This is a genomic window from Loigolactobacillus backii, assembly GCF_003946275.1.
Taxonomy (GTDB): Bacteria; Bacillota; Bacilli; order Lactobacillales; family Lactobacillaceae; genus Loigolactobacillus; species Loigolactobacillus backii.
On record NZ_RHNQ01000009.1, the window covers coordinates 1 to 21,246 of the forward strand.

The following is a 21,246-nucleotide window of genomic DNA, read 5'->3' on the forward strand; positions in this document are numbered from 1 at the left end:
GGTAAGTACCAATTAAGCTCTTCATACTTAGGTGGCGACTACTCAGCTGCTAACCAAGAACGTGTTGCTAACAACTACGTTACTTCCCGTTACGGTTCATGGACTGGTGCCCAGGCCTTCTGGCAAGCAAACGGTTGGTACTAGACTTAAATTAAATAAATGATAAAACTAAAAGCGTTAATTAGTTTGATTAAAAAATCAAATTAATTAACGCTTTTTTATTTGGTTTAAACAATGGAACTAATACAAAACTAAAGTAGTTGTTATGTGAAATACAATCTAAGTGCAATTTAATTGTTAAAGCTTGGTGCGTTAGCCGGGGTTGGGACATTCATACTGCCTTGAACGCTACGGCCAGTTGTATAATCGAAAACAAAATTAGGTTGGACATTGAAAATATAAACGTTAAAATTTAGAGTTTTATCGGTACTAATTGCCTGAAGCTGAACGCCCCGGGGCATGAGCTCATTTCCGCGGAAGATTGCGTGGGGTTGATAAATAACTTGTTTGCCAGCGCGCAGTGCATCGCGAACTTCGGTTTCGTAAATTGTTTGGATTCTTTGGTTACTAAAGGCAGTCTGTGTAAATAAATTTTTAAGGTTGTTTTGATCGCCACTTTGTTGGCTAGGGTCATAATTACCGTCAAGGCTAATTCCCTTTGATAGGGAGTAGGCAACTAAATGCCCGCGATTTAAAATCGCCGTTTTACCCGCAAATTTTTGGTGCCAGCCAGTTGGTTGAACAGTTTGTCGGACACGAAGTGCATCATTTGCGACATTTCGTGATTCCAAATAGGCAGTGTTTGCACTGCTCGTTCGATTTAGACTATCCAGTGAGGAATAAATAACGCGGTTGGTGTGCCAATCAGCCGGATTGAGTGTTGATTTACCACCATTAACTTGGACGATTGGGTTTTGACCAGACTGATAATTAAGCGCGGCTAACTGAGTGGAACTAGTTGCTTTTGTGTTAGTTGCTGAAGATGATTGCTTAGTTTTATTTTTAGTCTGTGTAACGGTCGTGCTAATATTTTCGGCAACTGTGGTAACTTGGTGTGCCTGCTGTGGTTTTAGGCCAAAGAAGCCAGCAATTAGTAAAATTGCTATTAGAGTTAATGAAGATTTTCGTTTTTTACGCATATATGTAAAAGATCCTTTGCTAATGTCAGGAGTAATAATTGCAAACGTCTGTTCTCGCGTACCTATGATAGCAAATTTAGGCCGAAATGACAAACTGAGATCTGCCGGTTTGCTAGTTAGAGCGCCAGCAACAATAATTAAGTTTCGCTTATTTAGAGTACATGAATCCTAATACTTGTTAAATAGTCGCGCCAGTCCGTGTTTGGAAAATACTTTTATTTGTCTTTTCCTAACTAATCTGCTTTTTCAAACGGTCTCTAGTCTATTTTAAATACTAGTTACGCAGATTTCTTAGTGAATGCGTCAAACTTGAATTCTTAAGTCGGGTTGTTTACAATAGACTTGTAGTCCAATTTCGGTACGCGGAAGGGAGCTTGATGTTTAATGTATGATGTATTATTTCTTGGTAGTGGGCAAGGAGCTTGGAATGCAGCTGTTCCATTAGGTAAGGCAGGATTAAAGGTTGCGGTAGTTGAAGAAGATCGATTTGGAGGCGTTTGTACTAATCGAGGCTGTAACGCAAAGATTACTTTGGATAAACCTGTTGAATTAGTGCACACAATTGAACAATTGCAGGGCCGAGGTTTTGACACTGTACCCAAGATTAATTGGCCTGATTTGATGGCCCATAAACATGAAGTAATCGATGGTCTAGCCGCTGGTATCCAGCAACGATTAGTGGCGGCTGGTGTCGAAATTATTGAAGGTCATGGTACTTTTAAAGATGCGCGTACTATTCAAGTGGGTGAACGAACAGTTACTGCGAAAAAAATAGTGATCGTCTCTGGACAACGGCCCCATCAATTAAAAATTCCGGGACAAGAATTGATGCATAATAGTACTGATTTTCTCGTAATCCCAGAAATGCCCGCGCACATTACTTTGATTGGGGCCGGTTACGTTGCAATGGAAACTGCAAGTATTGCCAATGCTGCTGGGGCTAAAGTTGATATCGTTTTACGAGGTCATCAGCCGTTACGTGAGTTTTATCAACCCTACGTTCAACGCTTAATTAATAATATGCGCAATCGTGGGATTAAATTCTACTATGATGAAACAATTACGGCGGTGGTAAAAAAAGAAAGCCGGTTGGAGCTTCAAGGAACGGCTGGTTTTAGTTTACAAAGTGACTATATTGTTGACGCAACTGGACGTGTACCTAACGTTGAAAAATTAAATCTGGCCGCCGTTGGGATTAATTATAGTGAGAATGGCATTATTGTTAATGATCATTTAGAGACCAATGTTGCCGGTGTTTATGCAACTGGTGATGTTGTCGATAAAAAGTTGGCGAAGATCACGCCGACCGCAATTTTTGAGGCCCAGTACTTGGTAGCGTTGTTTACACAAAAAACTGAAGCAGCGATTAATTATCCACCAATCGCGACAACCGTCTTTACTTCACCACGTGTTGCCCGGGCAGGAATTTCACCAACTACTGCTAAGCAGCAGCCTGAGACTTATAGTATCGAGGTTGTTGACTATGAAAACGATTGGTTCCATCAAGTTCAAAACGAAACGGATGGTAGTTTAACGTTAGTATTTGATCGAAAAACGGATCGTCTGGTTGGTGCCACTGAGTACAGTAACGAGGCAGTTGATACGATTAATGGATTATTAGATTATATGGAATTAGGTGTTACTAAAGCCCAATTACAACGCTTGATTTATATTTTTCCAAGCACACAGCACAGTTACATGCGTAAAATTTAAACGTTGGGTTAATTGACCATTAAGTATTAAATCGGTAAGACTAAAGGGCTAACGTAAGCGCAATGTGACCTGAAGCATTGGGCGATAGATCTGTTCTATTTGGTTAGCAAATCCGGCAATTAAGTTGTTGTGTCAATTTGCGAGATTTGCTAGAATAAAAGAATACTTTAGAAAATAGGATGGAAAACGAATGAAAAAATCATTTTTCACGCACTATAGTCGTTATTACTGGTTTCGAATGGTCACAGATGCAAGTTTATTTTTACTCATTTTACTGGCCAGCAATATCATTGGTAATGAATTAAGCTTGGTTGAGGAATTATTTGGCAGCCTTACTTTGGGCCTGACAGCAGCACTGGCAGCGCCTAATCAACGTTTGGCAGCGCCGCAACCTAATGAACACATCCAAACAATTAAATCGTAAATAAAACAAATAGGGACTGAAACAAAATTTACTTTTGTTTCAGTCCCGTTTTCTGTCTATTGCGTATTTTTAATGTTAAATCTGGTAGTCGATACTTGAAATTTAACTGAACTTAACTCAAGTTGAGTGACTAGGCAATATATCAAGCTTAACAACCTTTTATTTTGTTTTCTTTTTCTTCGGATCCGTGGGTAAGCGCCGACCCGGTCGGTTTTCAAAAAGTGCTGCCAAGGCATCATTAACTTGGTCTGCTGACAAAGCTTTCTTATTATCTTGTTCGACTTTATCTGTCAAAATATCAACTCCTTTGTTAGCTGAAAGGCCAGCGGGATAAAAAGACAGTACAACAAGTTTCTTAACTTAATCGTTAAGGAAAGTTCCGGTGGTTAATTTATAACCAACAATCTGTTTTTTGATCCCACAGTTATAGAATTATCATTTTTTGGACGAAAGTCAAAGTACTCCTCTAGACTACGTTTTTGGCGTTCATTTGCGGAGATAGTCACAGATTCCGTCCAGACTTAATCCTATGCCTTTACGCGACAAAGGTCAATTAACTGACTCAACTTGGCGCCAGTTATTTTTGGTGAATTTCTTTCGCTTAGCAATCTCTTCTTGGTAACGTTGTGGATGATGTTTATAAAATTCTTGGTGTTCTGGTTCTGCCGGGTAAAATGGTTGAACCGCCTCAATTTTAGTCACAATTGGTTGATCAAAACGGCCACTTGTTGCTAGAGCGTGTCGTGAATCTTCAGCAATTTTTCGTTCATAATTATCAGCAACAAAGATGATTGGTCGATAATTATCGCCACGATCTTGAAATTGGCCCATGGCATCAGTTGGATCAGTTTGCTGCCAGTACAAGGCGATTAAGTCCGAATAACTGATAATTGCTGGATCGTAAACAATTTTGATGGCCTCTGTGTGGCCAGTTAAGTGTGCTTTGACCTGTTCGTAGGTTGGATTTACTGTGTGGCCTCCTGTGTAGCCAGAAATCACTTGTTTAATGCCAGGTGTTTCGTCAAACGGCCGAACCATACACCAAAAACACCCACCTGCAAATATTGCTGTTTTTACCATTTTGACAACCTCCTTCATTAAGTTTTTAAAATTAAGGCACTAAAAAAGTCCCTTTCCAAACGGAAAAGGACGCTTCTGCGCGGTACCACCTTATTTGCAATTAACATTGCCACTTAAAACACTTTTATAGAATAGGTTTTATAAATTTTTGGTCCCGGACTAACAAAAATAGTTGCGGGACGTATTCTAGTAAAAATGTACCGTTATAACGAACGCTAATCGTTGTCTACTAAATACCGGTAGACACCACTCCAAGGCCATCTTCCTCAACCTAACGTGGCATCTTCTCAGCTACCGATGTTCTCTAATCACGCCTAAGTGAGTACTCTTCTCTTCTTCATGTTTTTTCATTAAATTAACTTTTAGTTTAAACACTATTTTAATTCTGTCAAATCCTGATTAAGTTTTTTACTTTGCTCGCCGTTCACTGTGCGTTAAGATCAAGAGTGAAATAACAATTTAGGGGGATGATCAAGTGACTATTTTATTACTTGGTGCAGCGGCCAAAATGAAGGCACAACTCGAACAACAAACACAATTAACTGTGGTAGCGGCGACTACTGATATGACAAATGAACAATTACAGCAGGTAACAATTGTATTAGGCTGGGAACAGCAACTTGGTGAGCGTTTGCTACACTTAACCGATTCAAAATTAAAGTGGGTTCAGACTTATTCTGCAGGCGTTGATGATTTACCACTTGATGAATTGCGGCAAAAGGGTGTTTTAGTTTCCAATGCTAGTGGTATTCACGCTGAGCCCATTGCGGAATCCGTATTTGGCATGCTGCTATTTGCTACCCGGGGATTTAAATTGGCCGTGGATCAACAGGCACAGCATGTGTGGCACCGTCCTAGTGACACGTTTGACTTGGTAGCGGGCAAACAATTTTTAATTTATGGTACCGGACATATTGGCAAGCGAGTTGCTGAGTTGGCACAACAATTCAAAATGCAGACAATTGGGGTTAATCATGATGGCCACGCGGTTAATCACTTTAATCAGACAACGGATGATCAGGGCGGCCGTGCGTACTTAAAAACGGCAGACGTTATTTTGAATATTATGCCACTCACGGAAACAACCCGGAATTTTTTTGATGCCAGTTACTTTAAGCAAGTTAAACGGCAACCGATTTTTATTAATGCAGGTCGAGGGCCCTCAGTTGTTACTGCTGATTTAATTACTGCTTTACAAACTAGCCAGTTGGGCTTTGCCGCGTTGGATGTTGTTAATCCGGAACCACTACCAAGGACAAATCCACTGTGGCAATTACCTAACGTACTGCTAACACCACATATCTCCGGTGTATTTCCTGAATATGGTCAAGCGGTATTACAGATTTTCATGAAAAATTTAGCTACTTTTTTAAAAACTAGTAATTTAGAATTAAATCAAGTTAATTTAGAGCGAGGCTATTAGTTTAGGGTGATTAAAAGATTAGTGTTAATTCTAGAAATATGCTAGGGTTAAATGAGGGAATGGGGGCGATTGCTTGCAGAATTTTCGAATTAATTTTACTAATAAAGTGCGAACAGATCGTGTTGTGATTGGTTATACGGCAACAACGCGGACTCAAGATGGCCGACAGCGAATTATCTATCATGGAGAACAGGATTACTACCGGGATGTGGTACCGTTAATTTTTCTAGAGAGTGGTGCGGCCGCAGTTGAAGCGATCGGTCAAGTTATAAAGGGAATTGATACTGACTATGTTTTAAGTGAAGTTATTTTTGCGGTTCCACAAAATACGGCAATTCTAACGGTGCCTTCTTTTATGAGCTTTACGCGGTATTTGACGGATAATGGGTATTTGAGTCGGGTTTTAACGCACGCAACGGCGGAAGGCCAAATTGTTGATACTAAATTTTCACAGGAGTTACGCCTAGGCTAATTTAAGGGGATGAAGTAATTGACAGACAAAATTTTGGTAACGACGACCGAGCAAATACCTGGACAAAATTATGAAGTCATTGGGGAAGTTTTCGGTCTAACAACTCAATCGAAAAACATTGCCAAAAATATTGGTGCGGGGTTAAAAAATTTAGTTGGCGGAGAAATCAAGGCTTATACGGAACTGCTAAGTGATGCACGGGATATTGCAATTCAGCGATTACGGGCTAACGCAGTTGCACTAGGCGCGGACGCCGTTGTTATGATGCGTTTTGATTCTGATTCAATTAGCACGGATATGGAGACGGTGGCGGCATACGGGACAGCCGTTCGATTTAAGGATTAGGAGTGTTCGAAAAAGTGCCCAGGACACTGCTTTTTCAAACACGTTTATACTAAATTGGCTAGGAAAATATTAGTAAAGGTAATTTTCAAATAGGGACTAGTTATCGAATACGCTAGTTTGTGCTATGATTAGCAAGGTAAATTATCTTATCTGGAGGTAGAATATGGCAATTCTAGTAGCAGGTGGCGCAGGTTATATTGGGTCACACATGGTTGATCGATTAATTGAAAAGGGTCGCGATGTTGTTGTGGTTGATAATTTATCCACTGGACACCGTGCAGCAATTAATACTAAGGCACGTTTCTATGAGGGCGACACCCGTGATCACGATTTTTTGGAACAAGTTTTTACTAAAGAAACGATTGAGGGCGTTATTCATATGGATGCCTTTTCGTTAGTTGCTGAATCAATGAAGGATCCGTTGAAGTACTTTGATAATAACGTAATTGGAATGGTGGCTTTACTTGAAGTTATGCACCAGCATAATGTGAAGTACATGGTCTTTTCTTCCACCGCCGCAACTTACGGTGTGCCGGAACGAACACCAATTCATGAAGAGGATCGTAAGGAACCGATTAATCCTTATGGTGAAAGTAAATTAATGATGGAACACATGATTCGTTGGTGTGATAAGGCCTATGGGATTAAATTTGTTGCGCTGCGCTACTTTAATGCTGCTGGGGCCAAAGCAGATGGTAGTATCGGGGAAGATCACCATCCTGAAACTCATTTGATTCCGATTATTTTACAAGTCGCCGCTGGTCAACGGGACAAATTGAAGATCTTCGGAACAGACTATGCCACACCTGATGGAACCAATGTTCGTGACTACGTACATATTGTGGATTTGGCGGATGCTCATATTTTGGCGTTAGATTATTTAATCCAGGGTAATGACAGTCAGGCCTTCAATTTAGGTTCTTCTACTGGTTTCTCGAATAAACAAATTTTAGAGGCCGCTCGTGAGGTAACTGGAAAAGAAATTCCGGCCGAAGAAGCACCGCGTCGTGGCGGTGATCCTGATTCATTAGTTGCTAACTCAGATAAGGCGCGTAAGGTTTTGGGTTGGAAGCCACAATACGATGATGTTCACGATATTATCAAAACGGCCTGGACCTGGAAACAAAAACATCCAAAGGGTTACGAGGATTAATTTTAAGTAACCTAAGCAAAATTTATTTTATATGGTTACTAAATAATTGAATCAAAGGAGCTTGTTCAAATTGTGATCTTTCCCTCTAAAAATGGAGTGCGGATCGCTTTGGGCAGGCTCTTTTTATTATTTAGATCTAACTAATTTTCTTTCTTGGAGAATAATAAAAATTAAAGCGGCAAAATAAGTAGTTGACAATTCAAACAAATGGGATTATTCTAATTTTTAATTAATCGTATTGTTATTTATTTCTAATCTTTACGCATAAAAAAACATGTTGATGAGAAGAGTAGACTAAAAAGTAGCGTGAATAGCGACTATCGTTGGTGGAAGGATAGCATGTGAATTTAGTTGAAGATGATCTCGGAATCATGATTTACGATGAAAGTCAAAAATCCGGTAGGAACCGTTATTTTCCCAAGCATTTTGAGTGCTGTTGAGGTAATTCACGTGAATGAATTACGAATAAGGGGTGGTAACGCGGTAAATCGTCTCCTAATCATATTTATGATTAGGAGACTTTTTTATTTTGTAAATAATTTTACTTTACATTAAGGAGGAACATTTGATCATGGTTGATTTAAAAAAGAACGTTTTAAGGGCATTTGCAAATGAAGAGGAGGAGAAGGTACCAGTTTCATTTTGGCGGCACTTTGCTAAAAGTGAATTTACTGATGCCGCAACACATCCGGAGATAGTTGATATTAATGTAAAAGGGCATGAATCCTATATCAAAAAAGTTTCCCCAGATTTTATAAAATTTATGACTGATGGCTATTTTATTTATCCCTTTTTAAATGTAAAAGATGTTCGGCAACTCACTTCACTGGAACACTTAAAAAGTCTACCTAAAGATCATTCGTGGTTTAAAGAGCAAGCTTCCTTGGCCAAAAGACAAGTAAAAATTGCCAATGACCAATTTACTTTTTATACAATATTTTCACCACTTACCATTTTAAAGTGGGCGTTGATCGACCATGCTAAGGAACCTTTAACGTTAGCAGATAAAAGGTTTGCCGATCTTTATAGTGAAGATCCTAGGGCCTTGAAAAAAATTCTCACGATCATTGGTACGGATTTGAAGGAATTAGTAAAAGTTGTTTTAAATGCTGGAATTGATGGCATTTATTACAGCACACAGTCTATCCAGGATTCAAGAACTGATAATCTGGACTTCTTCAATGATATTCAAAGAGTTATTGATCACGATGTCATTAAAACAATCAATGAAAGGGCAGATTTTAATGTTTTACATATTTGTGGTTTTGATGGTGCTACTAATCACTTGGAATGGTATCGAGATTACCAACTTCAAATCATTAATTGGTCCACGCATAGTGATGGTTACTCATTAGCCGAAGGGAAAAAACTGTTTGGTGATCGGCCTGTTTTAGGCGGCTTTGGAATAGAAAAAACGGATGTACTGTATTCTGGATCAAAAGCAGAAATTCAGGCTGCCGCAAAAGAATTAGTTAATGAGGTTGGTAAGAAAGGAGTCATTATCGGTGCCGACTGTACAATTCAACGTGATATACCTTATGAGCATTTGATTTGGGCGATTGAGGCGGTACATAGCGTATAGGAGGAATGTCACTTGCTACTTGAAATAAAGAGTTTGAAGAAAAAATTTGCAAATAATACAGTTTTAAAAGGGATTAATCTTTCCATTAAGGCCGGGGAGGTTGTGGTAATTATTGGGCCTTCAGGTTCTGGTAAGACAACATTATTACGAAACATTAATTTTTTAGAACAGGCCGATTCTGGAACAATGGTTTTTAAAGATAAACAACTTAATTTAGCAAACTTATCGAATGAAGAAATTCTTTGGGTGAGAAGGCACACTGCGATGGTTTTCCAAAATTATAATTTATTTAAAAACAAAACGGCCATTGAAAATATTTCTGAGGGACTAATTTTTGGACAAAATAGATCTAAGAAGGACGCTCTTCAGTTAGCAAAGAAGGCCCTAGACAGTGTGGGACTTTTGGATAAACAGGATTTTTATCCTGCTCAATTATCTGGTGGTCAGCAACAAAGGATTGGAATCGTTCGCGCAACCGTTTTAAATCCTGACATCGTTTTATTTGATGAACCTACTTCTGCGCTTGATCCAGAGTTAGTTGGAACAGTTCTTTATGACATGAAGCAATTAGCGGATCAAGGGCAGACAATGATTGTTGTCACCCATCAAATGTCCTTTGCACGAAACGTAGCTAGCCGGGTTGTGTTTTTTGCTGACGGCGAGATTATTGAAACTGGTACGCCAAGTGAGGTTTTTGATCATCCTAAAAATAAACGGACAAAGCAATTCTTATCGGCAATAGCTGAGGATTATTAAGGAGGCCATCTATGAAGGTTAGTAAAGTTATTGTTACGTTATTGAATGGATTACCGGAGACCTTAAGTCTGCTTATAGCATCATTTTTCTTTGCCAGTTTGATCGGACTAGGTATGGCCTGGCTTTATCTACGAAAGAATCCAATTCTAAGTGCTTTGGCAAAATTTTATTTAGGAATCGTCCGGGGGACACCACCGTTATTAATGCTTTTATTATCGTATTTTGGCTTACCAAAACTTTTTACTCTAGTTGGAATCAATATTAATGATTGGGCAAAAATATTTTTCGGAATTGTTGGACTGTCCATAGGATGGGGTGCTTATCTAGAAGAAGCGTTTAGATCGGCCTACCTGTCAGTAGATAAAGGACAATATGAGGCCGCATTATCCGTTGGCATGGATGCTAAACACGCCTTCTTTCAAATCCTAATGCCACAAACATTTTTGATTGCTCTACCAAACATAGAAAACCTATTAATAGGTTTGGTTAAGGCAACATCCCTAGTCTATGTAATGGGGATGGTTGATATGTACAGCGAAGCCACTGATCTATCTAATCAAAATCAAGGCATATATCAATTGGAAATATTTATCATTTTAGCATTACTTTACTGGTTAATTGTTTTGCTAATTGAATGGGTATTCCGAATGTTTCACAGATATTATCGGTATGTCGAAATCTAAGTGTGTTTCAGAAAAATTAGATTTCATTCCGTCTTTTTCAACTAATTTTAATGCTCATTATAATAAAAAAATAATTTTAAGTGACACTTAAGGGAGGTGGACCACACTTGTTTGATTCTAATTTTGCAATCCAATCTTTTCCCAAAATTCTGGCCGTCGCACCAATGACAATTTATCTGTCAATTATTGCTGCAATAATTGGTTTGATTTTGGCCGTTTTAATTGCCGTTGTACGTGAACGCAAAGTACCTGTGCTAAGTCCAATTATCGGAATTATTGTTTCGTTTATCCGTGGTACACCAATTATTGTTCAGATGTATGTTGTTTATTATGGATTACCACAATTATTAATCGCCTTACAGAAATGGGGAATAAGCACTAATAGCAGTGGGGTTCCAGCAATTATGGTGGCAATTACTGCTTATTCGCTAAACGCGGCATCAAATATTTCAGAGAGTATTCGTTCAGCTTACCACTCAGTTGATTATAAACAGTATGAAGCGGCCATATCAGTTGGAATGACACCAGTAAAGGCAATGACCAGAATTATTGTGCCACAATTAATTGCTAATCTTATACCTAATTTTTCAAATATCTTTATTGACCTAATAAAGGATACGGCACTGGTGTATAACATTGGAATTGTTGAAATAATGGCGAAGGCCAATATCATTTCATCAGTAGGATTCAAATATATAGAAACATATTTAGATGCCCTAATTATTTATATTATAATTTGTTGGATTTTTGCGAAGTTATTTCAAATTAGTGAAGTCATTATCCGACGACGTGTTTTTGCAACTCAAAGAATAAATTAGAAAAAGAGGAAATTATGATGAAAATTAAAAATATTTTAACTGGTATTATTGCAACTTTTGCAGTTAGTGGGGTGTTCTTGCTTAAAAATAATGAAAAAACACCTGTTCAGGCCGCAAAAGTTCAAACGATTAATGTAGCAGCACCGAATAATAATCGACCTTATACTTATCCAAAAGGTTCAGGTATTGGTGGGTATTATGGCGATTTATTAAAACAAATAGATAAGGATTTGCCGCAGTATAAATTTAACGAAACTACTACATCGCAGAATTCCGTGTTTGTGGGTCTGCAATCAGGAAAGTATGATGTAGCGGCTTCAAATTGGTGGTATTCAAAGGATCGGTTTAAAACCTATTTACATTCAGATTCCAACGCGTTGGATGATTTACGTTTAGTTACTAAAAAGGGTGGCAAAACGGCAAATTCATTGGAGGATATTTCAAAAAAGAAGTTAAAGTTAGTGCCAATTTCAACGGATGATGCGCGTTATAGTTTTATCGAGACTTATAACCAACAAAATAAAAAACATAAAATCAGTTTGGAAGGTATCGGTGATCAATCCGCCGGCGATGCATTAAAAGAAGTATCTAATGGTAAATATGATGTGGCCATTTATCCTTATGCGGCCTATAAACCAGTGGCCAATAAAGCAGAAGGAAAGAAATTAGTAGTTTCTAAGTCAATTGGTTTAGAAAATAGCTACTTTTTACTAAATAAAAATAGTAAGAATAAGGCATTGGTTAAAGCAATCAATAATGATTTAAAAAAGCTAAAAGCAAATGGTTACTTGGAAAAAATTACTAAAAAGTATTTATATGAAGATACCTTTAAATTAGCAAACGCCAATAAAACTTTTAATTCCGAGGCTCATAAATAAGGAGGTCAGTATTATGATTGGTGACGGAAAAGTTGGTAATCTCAATCAAATTAAAGCAGTGAATAATCCTAAGTTGGCCGATGAAACAACGCTGGCCTTAAGGGCAATCACTGAAAAACGGGCATCCACACTTACATACATGGTGGATAACGCTAAAGAAGATACTGCTTTTGCAGTTAAATCGATTGAACAGTATGGGATTGATAACGGTCAGGATTTTAAAAAATCAATGACAAATCCGCATGATTTAAACGAGTTTGCTGATAAATTTACGGCGGGACTTGAGCCCCAGGTTTATGAAATGGAAACTGTTAGTCAAAACGATAAAGAATTTGAAGTACACTTTCATTATTGTCCGTATGTAAATCGGTGGCTTAAAATGGGGAAAACGCCAGATGAAATGAGTCAGTTATGCGATCTTTGTATGGGTGGTGATGCGGCGACTGCTTCGGTATTTGAAGATATCGATTTTCAATTAGGTACGACGATTGCAAAGGGTGGAAATTTTTGCGAACTACACTATTTGAAAAAAAGTAATGTGACAGCCGGTAAGAAACCACGAATTATTATGAGGAAAAATGAGTGACAACTTATCTTTCATTTTGAAGTGCCACTAGGAAGAATAAGTTTAATCCTTTGCCTGCATTCTATAAAAATATTTATAAAAAAGACGGGAGTGGGACAAAAGTCGGTTTTTGTCTCACTTTCGTCTGTTTTTACGATCGATTGGATGAAATTCGGTTAAAAATAACCAGATACTTAGTGTAAAATAGATTAATTATCGTCATGATGCCAGTTATAGCTAAGTAAATTCCTAAAAATAATTCTCCTTGAACCGCTAAGTAGATAACACTGAAAACGGCCGCCATCAAAACTGCATTACCAATTTGTAATAATGCCTGCCTCGGGGTCGCGTTTTTAAAACTTGATTTAACTTGTAAATGCATACAATCACCCTACTCCTTATTTATTTTTAATCTAGTATAACGTGTTTTTACCAGAAATCTAGAAAAATTTTATTAAAGTTTAGTAACGATAATCGCTGGCTAATTGTTAGGCTAAGTGAGCTCTTTTGAATTTTTAACCTTTTTTATCGCAAATTTCACTACATTTGGCGTAAAATAGTTGTAAATGAAATTTTTAGGATTACGCAAAATAAGGTTCAAAGAATTTAGGAGGACTACAGCGATGGCAGTGCAAATGATTGTGACCGATATGAATGGAACATTGTTAAATAATGTTCAGGAGTTTGATAAACGCCGTTTGGAACGGCAACTTACCAAAATGAAGGCTGCTGGAATTTGGTTTGTTGTTTGCAGCGGGAATCAATTTGCCCATTTAAAACGTTTGTTTTTCGGGATGACAACAGATAATGTGATCTTTGTTGCTGAAAATGGTGCCTCAATTTATCAGCAAGGGCAAGAAATATTTGATGGCGCAATTGCGGCGAATCGTTTGCAAGATTTCTTACAACACGATTGGCAATTACCGTTACTCAAGGCAGCACGAGTTATTTTGGTTGGTGCACAAGGAGCCTATACATTAAAAGGGGCGCCAAAACGATTAGTAGCCGTTGCCCGGCAATTTTATGATCAATTAGAGGAAGTAACTGATTTAACCCAAGTGACTGATACAATAAAAAAAATCAGTTTGAGTTGGGATGAAGGGGCACCAAAAAGTATCGTGCCCGAACTTAATCAATTATTCAAGAACAGTTTGGTGGCGCAAGATAGTGGCTATGGTGTTATTGATCTCATTCGGAATAATATTGGTAAGTTACCCGCTGTTCAGTTTCTACAGCAGCGTTTTAAGGTAGCCAATGCTGATGTTGTTGCTTTTGGCGATGGTGCTAATGATCTGGCAATGTTGCAGGCTGTTGGTAATGGTTACGCTATGAGGAACGCTTCGACTACTGTTAAACAGGCCGCTAAGTTTGTTACTACGAAAGATAATGAGCATAGCGGGGTGCTCGCCACCATTGAACAATTATTGGCCTTATAAATTATTGAGCGGCTAATTTTTAATAAAAGGGAGCGAAGAATTTGCGTCTGATTTTTCAGTGGTTACCACTAGTTCTAGCAGTGGTGGCCGGGTTTTATATTAGTCCTAAAATCTTATCTGGCAAAAAAACGGTTGGTCAGAAGATAACTTTATTAGCATTGGTAATCTATTTAATTAGTTTAGTGGCATTGTGTTTAGTCCCTGCGTTTTATTCGGTCAGTACTCATCAAGCAAGTTACATTATTGTAGGCCGAGCAATCGTTATTTACCGACCGTTTCAAGATCTAGATTTAGAGTATTGGCTAAACGCGGCCATGACCTTACCGCTGGGTATTTTATTAACGTTGATTTACCGGTTAAATTGGCGCCAATTAATTATGATTGGTTTTTTAACTAGCCTTTTTATTGAAACGAGCCAGTTTATCCTGGATCAGTTGGTTAATTTGCAGCGAACTGCCGATATTGATGATTTAATCACTAACACGGTTGGTGTTGTTATTGGCGGTCTAGTTGTTTACGGCTTAAAGAAAACGCGATTACGCCGTTTTGTTAGTTGGTTCAGTTTTAGTGAGTGATTGCTTGTGGTGGTTTTGGTAAGTGGTTAAAACGATACCCGCTAGTCGTAGCGTTGAAATATATCGCGATTAAAAATAATGCTTATGCCGATTGGCCACGGAATTATACGTGAACAGATTTAGTTAGGTTCCATTCCGGCGCTGGCGTATGGAATGCGTGCGACTTGGACTTGCCGGGCTTTGGCTTAGTCCAATCGACAACGGGAAGCGAGTTCTGTTTAGCGAATATGTTTTAGTAATTAATACTTGCTAAAATTAGTTGTTAAGAATGAGCGACAGTGGCGCGTTGACAAGCTAATTTTCTTTCCGATTAAACCCATTCGGAAAAGAAAATGGATCTTGTCAATCACGCAAGATACTAAATGACCACAATTCGGTCATCAAGTATCTTCGACACAGCTGATACGCCAGCGCCTTCATTTCACCTTGGCAGCGGTTGAGCTTTGATTATTGATTGATTTAATTATTTAGTTGGTCCAATTGAGTCGGAACCCACAGCTTTAATGCTACGCAACTTAGCGGTGATCTTAATTAGCCATAGACACTGATGAAGGCAGCTTTCACCTATTTGCAACACAATAACTGGCAATCGTTTTAAATATGGTCGCTATGATGCACTAAGCTCTTAATTGAAAGTATTTGAAGATTAAAATAGAGGTAACAACAAAAAACAATTTTGTTGTTACCTCTATTTTTTATTTTAGATTAGAAAGGGATCTAATTTCTTAATGACCACCTGAACGGACACCACGGCGGTGAGCGCTTAGATTATTAGTCTGTTTTTTAAATTTCTGCCAAGTTGTGTTTGTATTTTGTGTCTTTTTTTGTTTGTGCTGTTTAGTGTATTTCAATTTATGTCACCTCACTATGGATCAAAACTATGTGTTTCAATCATAACGCAAATTAATTTGTTTGCAATGAACTTGGTTACTTTTTGTTAGAAAAATTATAAAAAATAGAAGGACCTTTTTTCTTTCAGAATTTTCTAAGATTAGGCAGCAGTTACTAGCAATAACTTTTTGGCAGCACGCTCTTGAACTTATGGCAAAACGGTTTTATCAAAAATACCGTTACGTTTTCGTTAGTCATTAGATCAAGTTGTGGGGAAGTCCCTAATTTTATTGAGAAGTATTCTCAATTGGGTACCCGCCTGTTATACTTAGACTCATCAAATAGAATTTTAATACTAAGGTATTTTCACATATAAGGGGATAATGTTGATGACAACTGGCACGATTGATTTAAGCAAAACAGTTTACGAATTAGTGACGGCACACCCTGAAGTTGCCGAAATTTTGTACGGAATTGGCTTGAAAGAAATAAAAAATCCCGCAATGCTGAACACTGCCGGACGTTTCATGACCATTCCAAAGGGAGCGGCCTTGAAAAAGGTATCACTAGATGAAATTGTTGCCCAATTGAAGGCGCTGGGATTTGAGGTGATTAATGATGCCGGAGAATAAACATAACAGTGTTTTTCGGCAAAAAAAGATTGTCGAAATTCTGAAAATGTTGCATGAAGGTGGCAGTTTTGATGAAGCCAAAAAGATCTTTGATGCTACTTTTTCCAGTGTTGACGTATCCGAAATTACTTCCGCAGAACGTGAACTAATTGGCAGCGGACTGAATCCAATGGAAATTCAAAATTTATGTAACGTTCATGCCGCAGTTTTTAAAGGATCAATCAATCCAACTAAACCAATGAGTGCCGAGGATGAACCAGGGCATCCTGTGGCAGTAATGAAATTGGAAAACGTTGTCTTGACTTCGTTATTAGATGATGAATTATTACCTTGTTTAAAAAAATGGCAGCAATCGGCCAATGGTGATAGTGCAACGGCGACCGACCAACAATATTTAACTAGAATGCAAAATGCTTTAAAAGATTTGCAAACAATTGATTTACATTATGCCCGGAAAGAGAATTTGTTGTTTCCGTTGATGGACAAGTACGGTATTACTGCACCACCAAAGGTTATGTGGGGTGTAGATGATGAAATTCGGGGCTGGATTAAGGATGCCATTCGGTTGGTTAACACCACACCAATACCAGCAAAATATGATATTGAAGCGGCTATTGAAAAAGTAGCTAAAGAAATTGAAGAAATGATCTTTAAGGAAGAACAGATTCTATTGCCAATGGTTGCAGAAGTTTTTAAACCAGCGGACTGGGAACTAATTGCCAGCGAAAGTGATGAGGTCGGCTATACATTGATTCCCGATCCATTACCGTGGCACCCCTCACAAAAAGATATCGAAGAAGCGGCCAAACGCAAACCTTCGAAGATGGCGCAAGAATTGAATTCAATGGCGCAGTCCTTAGCTGACCAACAAGGTTTGGACGGTAAGGCACCTGCAAAAGATGCTAAGGCAACGATTAGTGAAGCAATGACGGACACAGTCGATGCGATGACCGATGTTGTTAAAGAAAATGAGGCCACAATTCCGACTAACTTAAAGGCCAAAGAAAATGATCCTGAAGCAATTAATGCACTCCCGTTACACTTACGCGCTGAATTTGGCGAAGTTAAGGCCTCTGCGCCAGCCAAAGATGATGCGCGGCAACAAATTGACGTGAATATTACAGCTCCTAAAAAGGCTGAAGTGGCCGAAAAGGCTGCTGAAACAGTAGAAGAAAAATCAATTGAACCTAAGACAACAGATGAAGCGGCAAGAATGCCTGATTTTGTTAAAAAGATGTTGGCCGATAAAGACAAGCCGACTACTCATAAACGGCACAAGAAACCAGCGCCACAAACCCATTTAGAAATTGGGGCCGACAATAGCGCGACAATTGTACTGCCAACTGGTAATTTGGATTTACGGCAATTAACGGCCATCCTGGGCGTTTTACCACTTGATGTGACGTTCGTTGATGCTAATGACATTGTGCGTTGGTTTTCGGATAATGGCGATCGGGTTTTCCCTAGAACACGAACAGTTATCGGTCGGGCGGTAGTTAACTGTCACCCACCAAAGAGTATGGGTAAGGTTCAAACAATCTTGGATGATTTTCGTAGTGGTGCGCAAGATCATGCTGATTTTTGGATTAATCTACACGGAACAAAGATGGTCTACATTCGCTATTTTGCAATGCGTGATCCCCAGAATAATTATCTTGGTTGTCTAGAAGTAACGCAAGAAATTACGGAAATTATGAATTTAAAGGGCGAAAAGCGCCTTTAAAAATGAAATTCGTAAGGCGTGGGGCAAAGTCAGTTTTGGCGCACGTTCTAGTGTGGCGCTGACTATTTCTGATCATTGCTCTAGAATGTGCGCCAAAACCGATTTTTTGTTTCACTCCCGCTGCCTATTTGCTTCTCCGAAGAGTAAGGCACCTCGCTATTTTAATTGTTGCGAGTTGTCATTAATTTCACTTTAGCCTAAAATTAAGACCAATAAACCAAGGAAAGAAGTGGACGTTTTAATGAGTCGTGAAGTGACATTACAGGATATAAAAAACTATCAGGCCGCTTATCATGCGGTTCCTGGTGGCGCCGTAGTTAAGCGGACGGTCATGAATAACGGTATTAATGCCGCAAGTGAAGATACGGCGGTTAAGGCCAAATTAAATCGTGCATTTTCACTGGAATTAGATACTGGCGCTGTGTCTAATCAGAAGAAAAGTGGTCGTTGCTGGTTATTTTCAACGTTGAACACAATTCGGCATGATGTGGCCAAGCAAATTAATCTGAAGGATTTTGAGTTCTCTGAGAATTATTTATCTTTTTGGGACCGTTTTGAAAAAGCCAATGCCTTTTATGAACACATTTTAGCAACTGCTAACGAACCAGCGGATAGTCGAATCGTGACCTGGCTATTAGAAATGCCGGATGACGATGGTGGTCAGTGGGATAATGCTGCGGCACTTATCAAAAAATACGGTGCCGTACCGCAATCGGTCATGCCAGAAACTTTTAATAGTGAAAATACTGCCGAATTCAGTCAAGTATTGGGGCTTAAACTACGCCATGATGCAGTTAATTTACGAAAATTAGTTCAAAACGAGGCCGCGGCTAGCAAAATAACGGAGACTAAGCAAAAAATGCTTGGTGAGGTCTACCGAATGTGTACTTATACTTTTGGTGAAGTGCCATCAACGTTTACGTTCACTTATCGGGATGATAATAAAAAATATCATCGGGAAACTAATTTAACGCCACAGCTTTTTGCACAGAAATATATTAGTCGTGATCTTGGCGATTACGTTGTGCTGATTAATTCACCAGATAAACCATTTAATCGCCTTTATACATTACCGATGGAAGACAACGTGATTGGTGGTCAACACGTGACTTTTTTAAATGTTGATCTCGCAACTTTCAAGGCCTTAACGATTCAACAATTGAAGGCCGGAGAAACAATCTGGTTTGGTAACGACGTTTTACAACAAATGAACCGACAAGAAGGGTTGCTTGATTCCGGACTTTATAAGCGGGCTGAATTATTTGGTGTTGATCTTAGCCTGTCTAAGGCTGATCGGCTGACTTATCGTGAAGCAGTTGTTTCTCACGCGATGACGTTAACTGGTGTTGATTTAGTTGCTGATTAACCAACTAAGTGGAAGGTCGAAAATTCTTGGGGTGAAAAGAATGGTGAAAAGGGTTATTTTGTGATGAGTGATGATTGGTTTGATGATTTTGTCTACCACACGGTCATTAATAAGAAGTTCTTAACGCCGGCGCAGAAAAAGATGTTAACAACGACACCAACTGAGCTAACGCCTTGGGATTCGATGGCTTAAATATAATGTTTGTTATAACTTACCTTTGCTAATAATTTTTGGATCAAGCTGGATAAATGCATAAAACTTGAGAACTTCCTTTAGTCGATGTTATAGTCGATATTAAGGAAGGTGTTTAATATGCAGATACAAAAAATTGTGGTACAAGATCTTGATGGTAAGAAACTTGGCAATTATTCTGGACGTTTAGTGGAGACGCCACATCATTGGCAACTTCAACTAACCGATCCAGTTGAGGCGGATGCCTTAGAGGAGCTGCTGGTTAAACATACCGATCAAAAATTAAATTTTAACCAACAGGCAATTTCACTAAAGAAAGTTGATCGAGGAACTATTGAGCACCAGGAAGATCCCAATGATTATTCGCATACAACTTTTATGATTGAAAAATAAATGGACGCTAACGAAAAATATTTAACGCAAAAAAAGAAGCCGTGACAAAATTTTGTCGCGACTTCTTTTTACAAGTAGCTAATAGTTTATGTTAAGAAATTCAATTGTAATTTAGCGTGCTTTTAGTAGTTAACCCGGACACCAAATGAAGGTTGGAAATAAGAGTTAATTGTCTGAATTTCAACATTTTGGCCTGGTTGAGGTGCACTAACATATTGGTTATTGCCAATATAAAGGGCCACGTGGTACGAAGCACCTTGAGCACCCCAGAAAACTAAATCACCAGGTTGTAATTGATCAAGTGGTTCTGCAACGCCGGCTGATTCCTGGTCAACTGTATAATGACCAACAGTAACGCCTGCCTGAGCTAACGCATACTGGGTAAGGCCAGAGCAATCAAAACCGACACCTGCTGTAGTACCACCCCAAACGTAAGGTGTTCCAACTTGTCCGATGGCAGCATTGACTGCGGCTTGTGCACCAGCGGTCGTTTGCGTACTCGTGGTCGTCGGTGTTGTCTGCGCGTTTACAGTAGCAGTCGTTGCTTGTGCATTTGAGTTACCAGTGTAAGCAACAGTCGTCGGTGCTATTTGGGTACTAGTCGTATTACCTGTTGTCGCCTGAGTATTATTTGAGTTGTTAGTGTAAGTAACGTTAGTCGGCGTTGTTTGTGTCCTTGCAGGGGTAACAGTTGGTGTAGTGTTGTTCGTATTTGAAGAATACCAAGCCGTTGTTTGTGCAGTTTGGGGATTATATTCGGCAGCATTAGCGTGTGCACTTGTTGCACCGAAAAGGGCTGCACCAGAAAGGCCCATGATACCAGTGGCCGTGATAGTTAGTAAGTTTTTCTTGAAATTTATAATCATAATGTACTCCTTTATTATTTGCCATTTATGTAAAGAACTGAATTAACATCAGTTCTTAATCTCAACATTGACTATCATAAACATTTTAGGTTACAGAGTGGTGACTTCGCGATAACAACTCGTTTACAGACTATTACAGTTTGACGTTAAAATGATTTAATTGGTTGAAATACACTATTAATGATAACTAGTTTATTGGTT

General features: G+C 38.8%; 23 protein-coding genes, 1 pseudogene and 1 other annotated feature. Of the genes and pseudogenes, 19 read left to right on the plus strand and 5 right to left on the minus strand.

Translation table 11 applies throughout. The features are described 5' to 3' along the window. A partial coding sequence (locus tag EKM61_RS02925) for an aggregation-promoting factor C-terminal-like domain-containing protein (RefSeq protein ID WP_455709270.1) occupies positions 1-144 on the plus strand: 144 nt, incomplete at its 5' end. A gap of 146 nt (positions 145-290) precedes the next feature. Here the strand turns inward: EKM61_RS02925 and EKM61_RS02930 are convergent. After that, positions 291-1,139 carry a DNA/RNA non-specific endonuclease gene (locus tag EKM61_RS02930; RefSeq protein ID WP_068225669.1) on the minus strand — a complete coding sequence of 283 codons (849 nt, stop codon included), beginning with the start codon at positions 1,137-1,139 and terminating at the stop codon, positions 291-293. Between the two features lie 384 nt (positions 1,140-1,523). Here EKM61_RS02930 and EKM61_RS02935 point away from each other — a divergent pair, with 384 nt between their 5' ends. Both EKM61_RS02935 and EKM61_RS02940 read left to right on the plus strand, forming a co-directional pair. Further along, positions 1,524-2,852: a dihydrolipoyl dehydrogenase family protein gene (locus EKM61_RS02935; protein ID WP_068225668.1), complete on the plus strand. Its 1,329-nt coding sequence runs from the start codon at positions 1,524-1,526 to the stop codon at positions 2,850-2,852. Between the two features lie 190 nt (positions 2,853-3,042). Then, positions 3,043-3,276 (plus strand): hypothetical protein, encoded by a 234-nt coding sequence (locus EKM61_RS02940; protein ID WP_068225667.1) that lies wholly within the window; start codon positions 3,043-3,045, stop codon positions 3,274-3,276. A 159-nt stretch (positions 3,277-3,435) separates the two neighbouring features. Here the strand turns inward: EKM61_RS02940 and EKM61_RS12270 are convergent, their stop codons facing one another. Beyond that, positions 3,436-3,570 (minus strand): hypothetical protein, encoded by a 135-nt coding sequence (locus tag EKM61_RS12270; RefSeq protein ID WP_257749630.1) that lies wholly within the window; start codon positions 3,568-3,570, stop codon positions 3,436-3,438. Positions 3,571-3,825: 255 nt separating this feature from the next. Further along, complete coding sequence (gene msrA, locus EKM61_RS02945; RefSeq protein ID WP_068225666.1) at positions 3,826-4,356, minus strand: peptide-methionine (S)-S-oxide reductase MsrA; 531 nt, start codon at positions 4,354-4,356, stop codon at positions 3,826-3,828. A gap of 62 nt (positions 4,357-4,418) precedes the next feature. Further along, positions 4,419-4,705, minus strand: a binding site (T-box leader). Between the two features lie 126 nt (positions 4,706-4,831). Here msrA and EKM61_RS02950 point away from each other — a divergent pair. The 10 genes from EKM61_RS02950 (at position 4,832) to EKM61_RS02995 (ending at position 13,052) form a co-directional block, all read left to right on the plus strand. Beyond that, entirely contained in the window at positions 4,832-5,779 is a 948-nt protein-coding gene (locus tag EKM61_RS02950; RefSeq protein ID WP_068225665.1) for an NAD(P)-dependent oxidoreductase, read from the plus strand. Between the two features lie 73 nt (positions 5,780-5,852). Then, positions 5,853-6,251 carry a hypothetical protein gene (locus EKM61_RS02955; protein ID WP_068225664.1) on the plus strand — a complete coding sequence of 133 codons (399 nt, stop codon included), beginning with the start codon at positions 5,853-5,855 and terminating at the stop codon, positions 6,249-6,251. An 18-nt stretch (positions 6,252-6,269) separates the two neighbouring features. Continuing rightward, positions 6,270-6,596, plus strand: a complete 327-nt coding sequence (locus tag EKM61_RS02960) for a heavy metal-binding domain-containing protein (RefSeq protein WP_068225663.1) — start codon at positions 6,270-6,272, stop codon at positions 6,594-6,596. A 163-nt stretch (positions 6,597-6,759) separates the two neighbouring features. Continuing rightward, positions 6,760-7,749: a UDP-glucose 4-epimerase GalE gene (galE, locus tag EKM61_RS02965; protein WP_068225662.1), complete on the plus strand. Its 990-nt coding sequence runs from the start codon at positions 6,760-6,762 to the stop codon at positions 7,747-7,749. Between the two features lie 571 nt (positions 7,750-8,320). After that, complete coding sequence (locus EKM61_RS02970) at positions 8,321-9,331, plus strand: uroporphyrinogen decarboxylase family protein (protein WP_068225661.1); 1,011 nt, start codon at positions 8,321-8,323, stop codon at positions 9,329-9,331. A 12-nt stretch (positions 9,332-9,343) separates the two neighbouring features. After that, entirely contained in the window at positions 9,344-10,087 is a 744-nt protein-coding gene (locus EKM61_RS02975) for an amino acid ABC transporter ATP-binding protein (protein ID WP_068225660.1), read from the plus strand. Positions 10,088-10,098: 11 nt separating this feature from the next. Further along, entirely contained in the window at positions 10,099-10,770 is a 672-nt protein-coding gene (locus tag EKM61_RS02980; protein WP_068225659.1) for an amino acid ABC transporter permease, read from the plus strand. 107 nt (positions 10,771-10,877) lie between these two features. Continuing rightward, positions 10,878-11,588, plus strand: coding sequence for an amino acid ABC transporter permease (locus EKM61_RS02985; protein ID WP_068225658.1), 711 nt, complete (start codon positions 10,878-10,880; stop codon positions 11,586-11,588). Between the two features lie 14 nt (positions 11,589-11,602). After that, a complete protein-coding gene (locus tag EKM61_RS02990; protein ID WP_225359721.1) occupies positions 11,603-12,466 on the plus strand; it encodes a transporter substrate-binding domain-containing protein in 864 nt (287 codons plus the stop codon). Positions 12,467-12,479: 13 nt separating this feature from the next. Further along, positions 12,480-13,052: an L-2-amino-thiazoline-4-carboxylic acid hydrolase gene (locus EKM61_RS02995; protein ID WP_068225656.1), complete on the plus strand. Its 573-nt coding sequence runs from the start codon at positions 12,480-12,482 to the stop codon at positions 13,050-13,052. A 130-nt stretch (positions 13,053-13,182) separates the two neighbouring features. Here the strand turns inward: EKM61_RS02995 and EKM61_RS03000 are convergent, their stop codons facing one another. After that, positions 13,183-13,413, minus strand: coding sequence for a hypothetical protein (locus EKM61_RS03000; RefSeq protein WP_068225655.1), 231 nt, complete (start codon positions 13,411-13,413; stop codon positions 13,183-13,185). Between the two features lie 241 nt (positions 13,414-13,654). Here EKM61_RS03000 and EKM61_RS03005 point away from each other — a divergent pair, with 241 nt between their 5' ends. The 6 genes and pseudogenes from EKM61_RS03005 (at position 13,655) to EKM61_RS03030 (ending at position 20,179) form a co-directional block, all read left to right on the plus strand. Then, on the plus strand, positions 13,655-14,467 hold the full coding sequence (locus EKM61_RS03005; RefSeq protein WP_068377084.1) for a Cof-type HAD-IIB family hydrolase: 813 nt from the start codon (positions 13,655-13,657) through the stop codon (positions 14,465-14,467). Positions 14,468-14,508: 41 nt separating this feature from the next. Continuing rightward, positions 14,509-15,042: a VanZ family protein gene (locus EKM61_RS03010; RefSeq protein WP_082918526.1), complete on the plus strand. Its 534-nt coding sequence runs from the start codon at positions 14,509-14,511 to the stop codon at positions 15,040-15,042. 1,220 nt (positions 15,043-16,262) lie between these two features. Then, positions 16,263-16,505 carry a DUF1858 domain-containing protein gene (locus EKM61_RS03015; RefSeq protein ID WP_068225653.1) on the plus strand — a complete coding sequence of 81 codons (243 nt, stop codon included), beginning with the start codon at positions 16,263-16,265 and terminating at the stop codon, positions 16,503-16,505. Beyond that, a complete protein-coding gene (locus tag EKM61_RS03020; protein WP_068225652.1) occupies positions 16,492-18,228 on the plus strand; it encodes a DUF438 domain-containing protein in 1,737 nt (578 codons plus the stop codon). The genes EKM61_RS03015 and EKM61_RS03020 overlap by 14 nt, the downstream gene beginning before the upstream one ends. 241 nt (positions 18,229-18,469) lie before the next feature. Continuing rightward, positions 18,470-19,786 (plus strand): annotated as a pseudogene (locus EKM61_RS03025) (aminopeptidase C). A gap of 120 nt (positions 19,787-19,906) precedes the next feature. Continuing rightward, positions 19,907-20,179, plus strand: a complete 273-nt coding sequence (locus EKM61_RS03030; RefSeq protein ID WP_068225651.1) for a hypothetical protein — start codon at positions 19,907-19,909, stop codon at positions 20,177-20,179. A 122-nt stretch (positions 20,180-20,301) separates the two neighbouring features. On the opposite strand, the gene EKM61_RS12320 is transcribed toward EKM61_RS03030, so the two are convergent. Next, positions 20,302-21,045 (minus strand): C40 family peptidase, encoded by a 744-nt coding sequence (locus EKM61_RS12320; protein ID WP_068225650.1) that lies wholly within the window; start codon positions 21,043-21,045, stop codon positions 20,302-20,304. Positions 21,046-21,246 lie beyond the last annotated feature (201 nt).